Consider the following 14142-nt stretch of genomic DNA (forward strand, 5'->3'; position numbering starts at 1 on the left):
CTAGAAAACCTGCAGCCCGCGCATCGCGCGCCGGCCGGGTACTTAGTTGAATTGAGAAACGTTTCGATGAAGCGAGGCGACTGCTGAAGGACGGCATTGCCCACTGAGGTGTGTTCGCGTGCGCATGCGCAAGTAGGCACAGGCCTCGTCGAGATCATCGAACACACCGTCCTGCGCTGAAGCACGCAACGTCGTCGTCTCGCCAAACCAAAGTTCAGCGAGCGCTCGATCGCAGCCCGGCCCCACCACCACGGCGACCGGCTTGTTCCGCGGTGACTCCAGGCAGAAGTCGATGATGTCGCCACACCGATATTCGAGCCTCGATAGATCGATTGCCAAACTGCCATGCGCCCATACCGCTGAGACGAGATCAATGACCCCTTTCATGAAGTCACCGTCCGTATTTCCATGAACGCCCTCGCGATAGCGACCCACGAACTGGACAATGAGCGGGCGAGCCCGTTCATCGGTGGCCCACTCCTGGACGCAAACCTCGTAGGTCATGGTTGGGCAAGCGTCTTGTAGGTTGAGCTTCTTGATTTGTTCCATCAATGCAGTCTCGTCGGCAATGACTCAATCCGATTTAGTGAGCGACTTCTTTGGCGCCACGTGTAATTTGTGGAGGTGAAGTCGTGAATGGCCTCACCCCGATAGCCTCATAGATTTCGGATGGAAAGAACACGACTCCACCTTTCATGACCAGGCGTGGCGAACGGATCGCCGATATGTCCTTCGTTGGATCCTCAGCGATCAGGAAAAAGTCGGCGAGCTTGCCACGCTCGATGCTCCCGAGCTGATGGGACTTCCCCATGTATTCCTCTGGCCCGAGCGTGGCCAGGCGCAGCACTTGGGCCGGCGGAATACCCGCCTTTACGTATAACTCGAGCTCGCGGTGGAGCGAAAAGCCGTTTGTATCGTCCGTGCCAGGCAGCAACCGAATACCCCTGTCGTAAAGCACCTTAATAATGTCGAGGCACTTCTTCACCGCCGCGCTGTACTGCGCGGTCAGCTCCGGCGTCGGCGAAGGAACGAAAGTGCGCTTACGATACCGGCTGTAGGTAATAGGCATGTGATCGATCACCGGCGCCTCCGGCTCAGGCGTCTGTGCTGCCCGACTCACCAGCAATCGCTCCACGATCGACATGGTTGGGTCGTGGGCGATGTGGCGCGACATCATGAGCTCGATTGTGGCGCGCACCTGTGGCGCATCGAGATCCAAATCAGCCAGGCGTGCCAGCGCCGTCAGGCGGAGCGTCGTACGCGTGTCCTCTCCGGGCTTCAGCACCCAACCGAGGGCAAGCTGATTGATATGGGTGATCTCATCGTAACCGTCGCGTATCGCTCGGTCCGGGCTATCGAAGGCCGGAATGTGGCCGGTGACGCGCATGCCGCGGTGATGCGCCTCCGCCGCGATAGGCGCCACCCAGTCGGGATTCATCGAGTTGTAGATCTTGATCTGGAAGTAGCCTCGATCGGCGTACCAGTCCACATCCTTCACCGCTTCTTCCACCGTCGCCGGAATGAATCCATTGCGGGCCGAATACGGGCTTCGACCCTCCATGAAACCATTGGGAGTAATGCGAGGACCAACGAGCTCACCCGAGTCAATACGCGGGATCAGCTTCAATAGGAAGCTATTGACGTTGCCCATGTCGCGCGTGCTCGTGACACCGGCAGCGATATAATTAAGACCGGAATCCGAGGTTGTGTGGGAATGCATGTCGTGCAATCCCGGCACAAGCACTCCACCCTCGCCGTCATACACGACTTCGTCGTCGGCCGGTCCTTGCTTGTCAGGCGCATCGCCGACGAACGTAATACGGTGATTGAAGGTTATGACCGTCTGCAGGGGACCGACGTTGCCGGTTCCAGGATCAAATACATGGACGTTGCTGATGCGAACGGGCTTGTCATATGTGTGTGCGAGCTTTTCTCGAAGGTGGCGCAGCCGCAAGTCTTCAAGGTTAGCCACCAGCTCATCGATCGGCCTGGCTGCTGCTTCACAGCCGGCCTTGATCGCGGTGCCTTGGCTATCAACGCTAGCCTCCAACTGCCCCTGACGGTCCAAGAGAACATAGAGCGGCTTCGTGTCTATGCCGCCAATCGCATAGACGTCCAGCCGCAATTTGCAGCCAGCTGGGTCCAGATCGACTGTCTGCAGCTTCTCCAGGTGCATGACACCACTCGGTGTCGTCTTGAGTGTTTGATTGGGCGCCCGGAGCAAAGCGCGTGCGTAGACACCGTAGGCCCACGGACTCGTGTCGTTCAGTACATAGAGCAACGGCGACGCGCCGTCGCTCTCACCCTGTTCGGCTTGGCTTATCCATGTAGCGTGTCCGTCTGACCAATGAAAAGCTTCGGCGACGTCACCACCCATCAGCGACGTTCCCTGGACAGTCCAGGAGATAGGCAGATCATGCTCATTGAGGATCACGTCCTCATGGTGCTTGGGTCCGCGACCGTTGTTGCTCACCGCGTAATCCACGCCGGTGTGCGACCCATCGACGGTGGCCACGACCGATCCCACCGTTTCACCGTTGTTGACAATTGTCAGTCGCTGCGTCGTCGTTGCGGTAGCACAGACTGGCGCAGCGATGGCAAGAGCAAGAAGCGGAAGGCGAAGGTTCATCAACAGGTCCACGAAGCGATGCGGAAAAGCGCAGACTTGCTTATCGATGACCAACAATTCGATTGCATTGCGATACACCCAAAAAAGGCGGCGTCCGTGCCGGCGGGGATAAGATTGATGCGTTTGCAGACCGACTCGTACGTGGGAGTCAGTCCGCCCCCCGTGTCAACCGGCACCGCGTGAAGAAGTTCCACGCGGGCCTCCGGGGCTAATTAGAACTTGTACGCAGCGGTCAGACCGAACGTGCGTGGCTGAATCATGTTCCACGAGTACAGCGTGCTCGTCGGGCTCAGCGTGTCGCGGGGGCCACCACCCAGGAAGCCGCGGCGGTCAAACAAGTTGCGTACGTTCATCGAGAACGTCCACGGACCAGTCGTCACGCCACCGTGAATGTCCGTCTCGGTATAGGACGGCGTGTGAACCCGCGGGAAGTCCTGGGATGCCGGAAAGTCCTCGTAGCGGTCGCCGACATAGGCGAAGTTGGCACCAGCGAAGCCCTTCCACTCTGCGTTGATCGGGAACTGCTTATCGATAGCCAGGCTACCCGTCCACTTAGCCGAGTAGGGCAAGCGCTCACCGCTCAGTGCGTAGGCACCCTGAAGCGGGAAGTCCTGCGTCAGTACGGCGTCGTTGTACACCAGCGAGGCAGTAATGCTGAAGGAATCGGAGGGCTGCAACGTCAGGGTGTTCTCGATACCCTGACTCTTGGCCTTACCTGCGTTACCCACGAAGGACAGACCCGTGTCCAAGCTCGTCTCGAGAATCTGGATGTGGCTCCAGTCGATGTAGTAGACGGACGCGTCCCAAATCAGCTGATGGTCCAGGAAGGCACCCTTTACGCCAATCTCGTAGTTCGTCGTCTTATCGGAATTGTAGGTCGGCTGCATGTCGGAGCCCGGCACCGAGCCTAGGTTGGAGCCGCCAGGGCGATAGCCGGTTGCAACTCGGGCATACAGCATTAGGTTATCCGTCAGCTTGAAGCGCGGGCTGAACAGGTACGTGGCCACGTTGTCGTCCGATGACCCTGAGTAGGTAACGCCATCGCCATTCAGCAGACCGCTGCTCGTCGACGAATAGGTCTGCTTATTCCTGCTGTAGCGACCACCGAGCTGGATGTCGAACCTATCGGTGAAGTGGTAGTCGATGTCGCCATATAGCGCGTACTCCTTGTACGTCGACGGACCGAACCCGTTGTAGAACGAATTCGGCTCTCCGATGATCTCCATGGTGGTCGGGTCACGCGGGTTGATGAACTGATTGGAATAACTTTGCTCGTTCGTAAAGAACGCGCCGCCCTGCCAATCCAGCTTGCTCGTGCCTTCGTTCGACGACAGGCGGAATTCCTGTGAGAACTTGTTGGTCTTCGACGGCTCGTAGATGTCGGCGGCGAGCCCATCAATGCCGTAGACGAGGCCCGCTATGAACCCGAAGATCGGGGACACGTCATCCCTGGTAGTGATGTGATCTTGGCTGTAACCGGTGATCGAGCTGAAGCTTCCCCAACCAAGGTCTGCATCCACGTGCAGGTCGTAAAAGCGCGTGTCGCGATGGTCGTAGGTGATGGGGATCTTGTTACCGTAATAGTCCCCGTACAGCGGCGTGCGATTGATGTCGCCGGCGAAGCTGGTAGTGCCGTCGATATAGGTATGCTGATCCAGTGCTGCAAATCGTACGGTGACATTGGAGGTAGGCAGCCACAAAGCGCTTACGCGTGCGCCATTGGCGCCTGTGCTGCCCTTATCGTCGTTGTTTTCAACGTTCTTGATGAAGCCCGGTTCGTCACGCTTGAAGGCGCTCACGCGAACCGCGAAATCATCCGTCAACGGGATATTCAGCGCACCGCGCACGCCGTAGCCAGCGCCGCCGTGATCCATGCTCTGACCATCCACTTCGAGGCGGCCACCGAACTTGTCGGTCTGGGGATCCACCGTGTCGTACTTGATGAGGCCACCCATGCTGGCCGCGCCGTAGAGCGTACCCTGAGGACCGCGCAGTACTTCGATCTGCTGGAGATCGAAGGGGTCAATGTCGGGCACCACGTTGCCGCCATTGCCGTTCTGCACGGTAGAGCCAAAGGGCACGTCATCGATCGTCACGCCGACCGTCGGATTGCCGAAGGTGCCTGTGGTGATGCCACGAATCGAGACGTTGCCCCGGCTGTAGCTCAGGCCGGGCACCTGGGTGTAGAAATCACTCAGCTGCAATCTGTTATTCAGCACCAGCGTGACCGGTTGCACGACGGTCACCGGCACCGGCACATCAAGCAAAGCTTCCGATCGTTTCTGCGCGGTCACAGTCACGGTACCGAGCGTCTTGGCGTTCTTGTCCTTCGTCGCCTGGTCGCCCGTCTGCGGCGCCGCGGCAGTCGTGGCCGGCGCCGCATCTTGCGCGTGCACGGCATTGGCGACCAGCGATCCCACGAGCAAGCCCGCGCCCATCACCCGCACCACAGAACAACGCTTGGGGCTAATAGCCCGCCCCAGCTCGACGGCCAGGTATTTCAACTTCAGCTTCTTCATCGACTCTCCCCGGGTCTAACGATTGCCGTAGTTGGCTGTCACACGGGGCGGCGGATACGCGTTTTGCCGTCGAACACGGAAGCGATTGCCGACCCCAACTCGAAATTCAATTTATTTCATCGAGGAGGCAATATCCGTGCGATTTTCATGCACAACACCCACCTATGCGATAAAAAAATCGCCGTATGCGACCAGCGATGCAAAAGTTTTTCACGCCGGCATGCTGCGCCGCGGTACCTCTACACATGACCTAGCTCAAGCGGGCACGCGATTGAGTCGGCTAGAGGGGCGGCGACACGCCGACCCGCCCCTCTTATCGATCAGAACTTGCAGGTTGGGGCCGCGCCCGCGCCGCGCACCCATTGGTATGCATCGACTTTCGCGCCACGCGGGACCCAGGTCGCGGTGTATTGCTTCCCGTCCCGTTCGAACACACCCGTGACGGACGCCGTGTCGTCCGGCCAGACCTTGGAAATATTCGGTGCCCGGACGATGCGATCGCCGTCCTTCAGCCCCGCGCGAGCCGCCGCGGAATCCGCCTTGAGGCCGGTGACCACGGCATCAGAACTCGCGTTGCTGCGAACGTAGCCCAGCTCGAAGACGTGGCGCGGTTGGCTGACCACCTTGAAGCAGGGGGCAAAAGCATTGGGCGGAAGAACCAGAGTCTCTCCTGAGGCCATCGCGTCGAACGCCCGCTTGGCTTCGGCCGCACCGATCTCCTTGCCCACCAAATCGAGCCATTGCGCCACGCCATGGGGCTCACCACGCTGGTTGCGCCGATTCAACTCAAGGACGACGTCGTCCAAGCTCCGCTTGCCACCGCTCTTCGCCTTGATAGCCTCGTTCGTCTGAACGAGATAGAGAAAACCTCGACCATACGGATCCTTCTGCATCGCAGGATCCTTCCAAAATAGCTTGGCCACCTCATCGAGACGCATATGGCGGCTCGGACTTGCGTAGTAGCCCGCGGCGCGATCATTGATGCTCTTCAAATACTCATCAATGGAGAGCAAGCCGGCGCGATACGCCAAGAGGAGCGAGTAGTACTCCGCGGTGCCTTCGCTATACCACGCCGTCTCTCCATGTGTGCCATCGAGGCTAGGCCAGGTATGGGCCATCTCATGGGAGAGAAGACTCTTGAGCTCTTCCAGCGTGGGCTTGGCCGGCGGGTAGTAGCCAAACATGAAGGAATGCGCCAACGCCGTACCGCCGGTGCCCTCATAGGGGTTTTGACGCATGAACACGCGATACGACGAGTCGGTGTCACCGAAGAATCGGGACATGTAGTCGTACAGCTTGCCGACCCATGCGCCGAGCGCCTTGGCATCAAAAGGTGGCTCCGAGAGCCAGTAGGCATTCAGTCGAGCGTTGGGCGTATCCGATAGGGTCTTCAAGGGGCCCACGGCGTAGTAGCTGAAAGACAGCACCTCGGACGGGACCACCGCGTGGACGTCACCATCACCCAATGACCATACACCGTGGGACCCGGCCGGCATGTCACTGAGATCCCACTTGAGGTTGACGTTGTAGGGGCCCGGCGACACCGGTGTGGCCATGAAGGTCACGCCCGCGCCTATGAAGCCTCCGCTTTCCGAACGTAGGTCAAATAGCGGACCGTTGTTGGTACTCGCCGTCACGACGCGCGGAGGCGCTCGGAAGCTCACCACGACATCGCCCTTCGTCGCGCGCGCAACGTTCCAACGCCGGTAGGCACCCTCTGGCGTTTCCGCCTCCTGTGATTGGCTTAGCGGCAGAGGGCCGGATGCATCAGTCGCCGTCAGCGCGTCGCCGTCGTAGCGGGCGCTCGGAACGCCCACCAGTTTGAGCGGCAGACGGACCAGCGGACTCCCTGCAGCAAGCTTGGGCTCCTGGATCGTCATGGTGACACCCAGGTATCCGTCCTTGGCGGACGGCGCATGGGGCTTGAGGACCAGGTTCAAGTTGGGAGGAGGCGCATCCGCCGCCGTAGCTGACGACACGACACCCGTCGCCATGCAAAACAGTGCCGCCGAGACGGCTGCCGCAATCCGCTTCATGAATCACACTCCAAGATGGTTGGGCCCCAGCGCTGGCGTAATGCACAACGTTGGAACAAAAAGGACGAGTACGTGTATGGGCACGTAGGAAGTAACTCGGGTGGTGGCATATGCCCGCCACCCAGAAGCCTTTACGGGTGCGGCAGTGCCCCAAGGGCCCGTTCAATGTCCGCCATGGTGTTGAAGACGGACGGCGTGAACCGAATGCGGTTGCGGCCGACGGTTATCTGTACCTTCGCCGCTTTGAGTGCGGGCCGGAGGCGCTGCGCATCCTTGACCGCGAACGTCACAATCGGCGCGGTACTTTCCGGAGGCGTTACCAACTCAAAGCCGCGCTTGGGCAACTCCGATTTGATCCTGTCCACCAATGGCCTAGCATGGGCCTGGATGGCAGGAACGCCAACGCGAAGAATGTAGTCCAAGGAATAGTCGAGCAGACCAATGCCCATGTGCGAATACGTGCCTCCCGCGAAGTACCCGGTCGCATCGTGAGAGGTGCCGTAATCAGCGACCTCGCCGCCCGGCGGATCGTACGGGTAGACATGCGTCTGAAAGGCATCGAGCTGGTAGTAACCGTAGACAGGGTGTTGAATGCGATCCAACACCTCCTTCTTGACGTACAGGAACCCGAGTCCGAAGTCACCCATCAACCACTTATACGAGGCGCACGCAGCGAAATCCACGCCGGTCGCCTTGACATCGATAGGCACGCTCCCTGCCGCGTGGATGATGTCCGCGTAAACCAAAGCGCCCTTGGCATGTGCAATCTCGCAGACCTTCTTGAGGTCGTGCTCGAAGCCATTGAAGGTCGAGACGGCGGATACCGCGACGAGCTTGGTGCCCGAAGTCACCGCGGCCTCGATATCTTCGATACGGATGCGATTGTCCTTTGGCTTGACCCACGTGACATTGACGCCCTGCTTGGCAAGCGCCTCATACAGGTAGAAAGAACCGAAGAAGTGCAGTGTGTCGGTCACCACGTGCGCCCCAGCTGATGGCAGGCCGAGCGCACGGAGCACCAACTGCTCACCGGCCGTGGTGCTCTGTACGAAGGTAACCTCAGTGCGTTCAGCGTTAATCAACTTGGCAAAGTTGCTGAGCACGCGTTCCCGTATAGGATCCATGTCAAAGGAAGTGCTGCGCGGATCGCCCATGCGATCAGCCAGGTAGGCATCGAGTGTCGCCCTGGACCCTAGACTTATCGGATGCATGGTGCCGGAATCGATGTAGGCCTCGTCGTTCTTCCAATACTCGATGCCACCCAGTCCCTTCAGAATCTCAGGTTTCCCAGGCTTGGACTGCGCCGCGGCCCGCGAGCACAAAGGCAGCGTCGCCGCGAGACCAGCAGCAGCGAGAAAATTCCGGCGATTCATGTGCATGACGATTGCCCCTTGGTTTTGGACGACTTCTGCAGTGGACGCATGGCCACCGCGACAACGGCTTCATTCGTCAGCGCACCACAATCACGATCCGATTCCGCCACGGGCAGATCACCGTGGCGCAGTCGGTGGCGTCGTGGACCGCGCTTCGCTATTGGCTTGGAAGCTGATGCGCTGCTCATGGCGACGCAGGGTGCTGCACGAAGTCGCGCAGCAGGTCAGAAAACTTCTTCAGCCGTTCATCACCGTCGTAGAACGAGTGGCCCGAGGGAAAGGCAACCTCTCTCAGGCGACCCTGAGGAATACCAGCGCGCTCCATCGCGTAGCGGGAACCATGCCAAGGAGTGGCCATGTCATACAGGCCACCGGTGAGGAGCACGCGCATATTGGCCTGTTTGCGTGCTGCATCACCAATAAACGGGGCCGCATTCACGTAGAAGCGGTGACCGTCTTCTTCACCTTTATCGTCTGCCCAGTTCCATGCGCCATTCACTTCAAATGAGAGCCCTACATAACGACGATCCGTGGGAACGCCGAGCTCGTTACGAAAGTATTGATCGTTGATACCTACTTTTTGGCTCACATGCAGCGACGGATCATTCGTGGGCACGCCCGTAGGCGCCTTGGCGTGCAGCGGGCCCGTTTCTCGGGCGTCCAAGCGACCCACCCTCAGGTCCTTTTCCGCGATAAGGCTATTGAGATAGTCCTCGCTACCAATGCGAAGATTGGCGTGGGCGATACGATCAGCCGGTAAACCGATGTAAGACGCGACCTTTTGCGCAACCGCAGCGCGGTGCTCAGGTGTGATCGCATCACCCAGCTGTAGCGCGGTGGCGTATTCGTTCATTGCGTACGCGTCGGCTTCCGCAACAAAGGCCTCTAAAGCTTCTCCGCGTCGATCGACCTTATTGTGGTACCAGGCCGCAGCCGCCATGGTTGGCAGATTATTGATGAAGGATTGGTCGTTCCCTTTGGCTTCATCGCTCGCACTGAAATCCAACGCCGCCGACACAAAGATGAGACCGTCGACACGCTGATCGCCGAGCAATTTCATCATCGTGGCGAGTCGGTACCCACCGTAGCTCTCGCCCATGATGTAGATAGGCGACTGCTCTCGGTGATGCTCTTGGAGCCAGCCCTGAATAAACCCAAGGATCGCCTTGGCATCACCGTCAGGGCTCCAGTACGGATGGGCATCGCCACCGGGTAGCACACGGCTGAGCCCTGTACCCACCGGATCAATGAAGACCAGATCGGCAACGTCGATAAGACTGTAGGGGTTATCGCTAAGGTAGGGTGCTTTGTGGGCGTCGTCTGGGTCTTTGATCCGTCGAGGCCCAAGAGCATGAAGATGGAGAGGCGTCGAAGAAGCACCAGGACCTCCATTGAACACAAAGATGACGGGACGCCCCTCCACATTAGTCAGCCCCTTCCGCAGATAAGTCGTTGCCGACATCGTCGCCGCGGGATGACTCGGATCAGCCCCAAGGGGCACTTCCGCGAACGTCGCCTCATAGGCGACTGTCTTCCCGCCGACGACCAATTTATGGGTTGTGGTAACGGGACGAATGGGGGACTCAGCGGGATCTGCTGCCTGCACCGCTGTTGCGAGACTAAGCGCTACGAGTACCGCCAACCCGCGGCGGCAGAAGGATGTCGATTTGGCGCAAACAGCGGTCGTTGGCTTCATAATGGCTTGTGTTGAATGGCTGGGTGAAGTGGACTGCGGAGTTCAACGGGCATACCGCAGCTGACGAAAGGCAATCAGGCCTCAGGGGGCCGAGGGTTTGGTGGCATACGTTTCGGGGGCACGTTCATGCGGTGCGACCAGTTTGTGGAGGTCATCGCTCATCTGGGCCAGGCTTTCGGACACCGTGTACGACATGTGCCCGGACTCGTAGTAGGCGATGCGAACCCGGTCTTTCGGCCAGCCAGACTGGGCGACCGCATACTCGGATGCGCCGGTCGTCGTAAGCGTGTCGAAGTAGCCCTGGCCGATGACCACACGAAGCCCCGGCGCCCGCGTCATGGCGTCTTTAACCATGGCCAGGTAGGGCCAGTCGCCAAACGGGCTCTTGGCGCCCCAGCCCCAGTCGTCTAGCTGGACTTCGGCCATGCTCCGGAACTGATAGCCCGTCTTGACCTTCAATTCGTCCCTGGCGTACTTGGCAAACGCAACTTCGGCCGCGTGCGCCACCTTCATGGAACCATCGGGATGTGGGTCGTCTTTGGTTATCGTGGCCTTGTAGCGCCCATCGTTCGCAGATAGCACCTGGTGCTGTTCTTTGAACATAAGGTTGCGGTACAGGACCTTCGATACCTTCAGATCGTTCGCCACGAACGATGCTGCCGGCAGGCCCGTCAATGCTTCGAGCTTGGCCGCGATAGCATCGCGCTCGGCGGCTGGGAGGTTGTCTCCCTTGAACAGCGCCGGCATGTAAGTGCTCTGGGCGAACTTTCGTGCATCGTCGAGATGACTCTCGAACGTCTTGCCTGTGTGGTCTACCTTGTTATGAAACCAACCCAAGGCGGCCAACGTAGGCAGAGACACGGTGTAGCTAATGATGTTGTCGTGGCGCTGGGAGATCTCTGCGATGTTCAGCGCCTGCCCCTGAAGGAAGATGCCATCGAGGTGCACAGGCTCTTTGAGATGGGAAATCTTCTGGGCCGCGGCCGCCGCGCGGAGGGTACCGTAGCTCTCGCCGAACAGGTACACGGGTGATTGTTCCCGGCCATGTGCCTTAAGCCACGCCTGTACGAACTGGGTTAGCTGATCGGCATCGCTATCGACGGAAAAGTACGCCTCAGGAGGCGTTCCCGGGGAAACACGGCTATACCCCGTGCTCGCCGGGTCGAAGAAGACCAGATCGGCGACATCAAGGGGCGAGTTGGGGTTGTCGACTAGCGGTGTCGCAGGAATATCCGCATCGACGTCCGCGGGGACCACAAGTCGTCGCGGTCCAAGACCCAACATGTGCAAGTAGACCGAGGATGTGATCGGGCCGCCGTTGAAAATGAACATCACCGGGCGGGTCTGCGAGTCCTTCATTCCTTCGGCAATGTAAGACACGGACACCAAGTCAGCCGATGGCCCCTTCTCCCCACTACTGACATGAGTACTGGCGACTTCAGCGGCATAGCGAATCTTCCTGCCGTTAAACACCCCGCGGTGATGCGTGGTCACCTGCGGTGCGGTACCGGTATCCGGAGCATCCTCTGCATGCAGGACGAAGCCGGGAGCGATCAAGGAGGCGAGCAACACTCCCGCCAATAGAGCTTTCATCACGGGTTTCCTGGTAGTCATGGCCTAAGGCGATCGGCGTCAGGGAGTGGTTGTCGGTGCGGTGGCGTAGCCAATGCACTCCACTTCGAGCGCCGCACCCAGCGCGAGGCCTGTCACACCGAAGGCACTGCGCGCGGGGAACTGGCCAGGCTGGAAGTAGGAGCGGTACACCTTGTTGAAGGCATCCCAGTTCTTCATGTCTGCCAACATCACCGTGCACTTGGCAATCTGCTCGGGTCCAAGCCCGGCCACCTTCGCAGCCGACATAAGGTTGTCCATGGCGAGGCGAGCTTGGGTATCGAAATCCTTGCCCAGGCCATTCGCATCGGCACCGATTTGACCCGACAGATAAACGGTACTTCCGGCCCTGACGGCTGGTGAGAACGGATACTTCCCTTGACCGGTGGTGTAGTGAACCAGCCCGTCCTTCGGTGAAGCGGCCTGCGCCACATCAACGGAGCACGTCAGGACCAACCCAATGAGCAGTGTGGAGATCGGCGAAGGTAGACGAGGCATGTAAAGGTTCTCCTGGCAGGGACAATCACGAAGTCCGGGGGCAAGCTACGCCTTCAGCGAAAGTTCGCCCTCAATCTCCACGGGAATCTGGAAGGGCAATTCGGCCATACCGACCGCGCTACGTGCATGTGCTCCTCGTCCTGGTCCGTACAGCTCGAGGATGAGGTCGGAGAAGCCGTTGATCACTTCCGGCTGACGCGCGAAGCCAGGCGCTGAATTGACCATCCCGAAGATGCGATGCCAACGCTCGACCCTATCCAGGTCACCGATGGCACGCTTTAGACTGCCCAGGATAGAAAGTGCGGTGAGGCGCGCCGCTTGGTACCCCTCTTCCACCGTGAGATCCGCGCCTACTTTCCCGAGGGGCTTGGCGATGCTGCCGTCGGGCGCTTGGGGCGCGTGGCCAGAAATGATGACGCGTGTGCCGAACACCTGGACAAATTCGAAGGGAAGCACCACACCCTCGGGAACGACAACTGCAGGTGGAAGCTGCAAGCCAAGCGACGACAAGCGCGATTCGATTTCACTCATGGGCGACACCTTGAGTCAGGATGATTGTTGAATCTGGTAGCGAAGGAGCCCGGTGCGTAGACGCTCCACGCCGTCGCGCACGTGCAATGGGTTCTTACCAAAGCCCAAGCGAAGGTGCCCGGGCCGACCAAAGTACGATCCCGGAGCAACCGCGAGGTGATCACGCTCCCAGAGGTATCGGGCTACAGCCACGTCGTCATGGCTCAGAAGAAGCCTAGGGAAGTACATGCATCCGAACTTCGGCACGGGCCCGGCGAGCAAGCCTTCTCGCTCGAGAATGACTGACTGCTCGGCCATGTAGGGGCGCGTGACTTGAAGGATGGATTGCCAGTGGCGCTCAAACGGCTCGATATCCTTCAAGACGGACGCAGCCACTGCATGGGTCACCTTGGACACGCCTAGCTCAAAGCGGTCGTACACCACTTGGATACGGTCACGCGCCGCCTTCTGCGCGATGATCCAACCGCAACGAAGGGCAAACAGGCCGTATACCTTAGAAAGACTACTCACAGTCACAAGGGCCGGCGAGAGGCGAGCAGCAGCGCCGGCACGCGATCCATCCGTAATAAAGTCGCCATACACCTCATCCACGACGACGATGACGCCGGCCCGCTCGGCAACGATGGCCAATTCAGTCAACGCGCGATCAGACAGAGCCGCGCCGGTCGGGTTGTGGAGATTGGTGACGACGATCAGCCGTGTTTCCGGTCTGATTTGGCTAACGATGGTGCTTACATTGAGCGTGAAATCCTGGCCAGTCCGGTCGACATAGCTGATGTCTGCGTGACAGCTATGAGCCAGATCAGGAAAGAGATCGAAGTGAGGTCGCTCGACGATGATGTGGCTACCCTGCTCGAGAAATGCACGGAAGATGATGGCGAGCGCACTGGCTCCGCCAGTCGTGCATATGATCCAGTCCGGGTCGACCGCATACCGTTCGGCGAGCGCCTCGATAACGTCAGGATTTCCGCGTGCGAAGACACTTCGGTAATGCGGATTCGCCTCGCTGGCAAATGAGGTCCGGACTCTTTCCCTGAGCAGCGCTGACGGTTCTTCGACAGTGCTGTCAAAGAGGAGATTGATCGAAGGATCGGTCCCGGCAACTTGAACGACCGAACGACACCACTCGGTGTAGGAGCTACCCGGCGCAGTCGGTTCGTTGGAACGCTGTTTCAGCATAGAGTTACAGATGTCTCGGCGCGCGACTGGAATCGCCGTCCGTGGATTGATGAGGTTGATGGAAACTCCT

General features: G+C 59.3%; 10 protein-coding genes. All 10 read right to left on the bottom strand.

The window, feature by feature from the left end; translation table 11 throughout:
• Nucleotides 1-42 precede the first annotated feature (42 nt).
• The gene (locus tag OUZ49_RS13160; protein WP_266150916.1) at nucleotides 43-549 is read right to left on the bottom strand and encodes a hypothetical protein; all 507 of its coding nucleotides are present in this window, start codon (nucleotides 547-549) and stop codon (nucleotides 43-45) included.
• Nucleotides 550-583: 34 nt separating this feature from the next.
• Nucleotides 584-2686, bottom strand: a complete 2103-nt coding sequence (locus tag OUZ49_RS13165; protein ID WP_266150917.1) for an amidohydrolase family protein — start codon at nucleotides 2684-2686, stop codon at nucleotides 584-586.
• A gap of 155 nt (nucleotides 2687-2841) precedes the next feature.
• Nucleotides 2842-5148: a TonB-dependent receptor gene (locus OUZ49_RS13170; protein ID WP_266150918.1), complete on the bottom strand. Its 2307-nt coding sequence runs from the start codon at nucleotides 5146-5148 to the stop codon at nucleotides 2842-2844.
• A gap of 320 nt (nucleotides 5149-5468) precedes the next feature.
• Nucleotides 5469-7184 (bottom strand): M61 family metallopeptidase, encoded by a 1716-nt coding sequence (locus OUZ49_RS13175; protein ID WP_266150919.1) that lies wholly within the window; start codon nucleotides 7182-7184, stop codon nucleotides 5469-5471.
• A 131-nt stretch (nucleotides 7185-7315) separates the two neighbouring features.
• Entirely contained in the window at nucleotides 7316-8563 is a 1248-nt protein-coding gene (locus tag OUZ49_RS13180; protein ID WP_266150920.1) for an aminotransferase class V-fold PLP-dependent enzyme, read from the bottom strand.
• Between the two features lie 178 nt (nucleotides 8564-8741).
• Nucleotides 8742-10253, bottom strand: coding sequence for a S10 family peptidase (locus OUZ49_RS13185; RefSeq protein WP_266150921.1), 1512 nt, complete (start codon nucleotides 10251-10253; stop codon nucleotides 8742-8744).
• 81 nt (nucleotides 10254-10334) lie between these two features.
• Nucleotides 10335-11846, bottom strand: coding sequence for a S10 family peptidase (locus OUZ49_RS13190; RefSeq protein ID WP_266150922.1), 1512 nt, complete (start codon nucleotides 11844-11846; stop codon nucleotides 10335-10337).
• Between the two features lie 39 nt (nucleotides 11847-11885).
• On the bottom strand, nucleotides 11886-12362 hold the full coding sequence (locus OUZ49_RS13195) for a RidA family protein (protein ID WP_266150923.1): 477 nt from the start codon (nucleotides 12360-12362) through the stop codon (nucleotides 11886-11888).
• Nucleotides 12363-12407: 45 nt separating this feature from the next.
• Nucleotides 12408-12893, bottom strand: a complete 486-nt coding sequence (locus tag OUZ49_RS13200) for a RidA family protein (protein WP_266150924.1) — start codon at nucleotides 12891-12893, stop codon at nucleotides 12408-12410.
• A 15-nt stretch (nucleotides 12894-12908) separates the two neighbouring features.
• On the bottom strand, nucleotides 12909-14072 hold the full coding sequence (locus tag OUZ49_RS13205; protein WP_266150925.1) for a pyridoxal phosphate-dependent aminotransferase: 1164 nt from the start codon (nucleotides 14070-14072) through the stop codon (nucleotides 12909-12911).
• Nucleotides 14073-14142: the final 70 nt, after the last annotated feature.

Source organism: Dyella halodurans (genome assembly GCF_026283925.1).
Taxonomy (GTDB): domain Bacteria; phylum Pseudomonadota; class Gammaproteobacteria; order Xanthomonadales; family Rhodanobacteraceae; genus Dyella; species Dyella halodurans.

Excerpts from the sequence above, each read along its gene's own strand:
- OUZ49_RS13205 (WP_266150925.1), bottom strand. The coding sequence starts at position 14,072 with ATGCTGAAACAGCGTTCCAACGAACCGACTGCGCCGGGTAGCTCCTAC.
- OUZ49_RS13190 (WP_266150922.1), bottom strand. The coding sequence starts at position 11,846 with ATGAAAGCTCTATTGGCGGGAGTGTTGCTCGCCTCCTTGATCGCTCCC.
- OUZ49_RS13200 (WP_266150924.1), bottom strand. The coding sequence starts at position 12,893 with ATGAGTGAAATCGAATCGCGCTTGTCGTCGCTTGGCTTGCAGCTTCCA.
- OUZ49_RS13160 (WP_266150916.1), bottom strand. The coding sequence starts at position 549 with ATGGAACAAATCAAGAAGCTCAACCTACAAGACGCTTGCCCAACCATG.
- OUZ49_RS13180 (WP_266150920.1), bottom strand. The coding sequence starts at position 8,563 with ATGCACATGAATCGCCGGAATTTTCTCGCTGCTGCTGGTCTCGCGGCG.
- OUZ49_RS13175 (WP_266150919.1), bottom strand. The coding sequence starts at position 7,184 with ATGAAGCGGATTGCGGCAGCCGTCTCGGCGGCACTGTTTTGCATGGCG.
- OUZ49_RS13185 (WP_266150921.1), bottom strand. The coding sequence starts at position 10,253 with ATGAAGCCAACGACCGCTGTTTGCGCCAAATCGACATCCTTCTGCCGC.
- OUZ49_RS13170 (WP_266150918.1), bottom strand. The coding sequence starts at position 5,148 with ATGAAGAAGCTGAAGTTGAAATACCTGGCCGTCGAGCTGGGGCGGGCT.
- OUZ49_RS13195 (WP_266150923.1), bottom strand. The coding sequence starts at position 12,362 with ATGCCTCGTCTACCTTCGCCGATCTCCACACTGCTCATTGGGTTGGTC.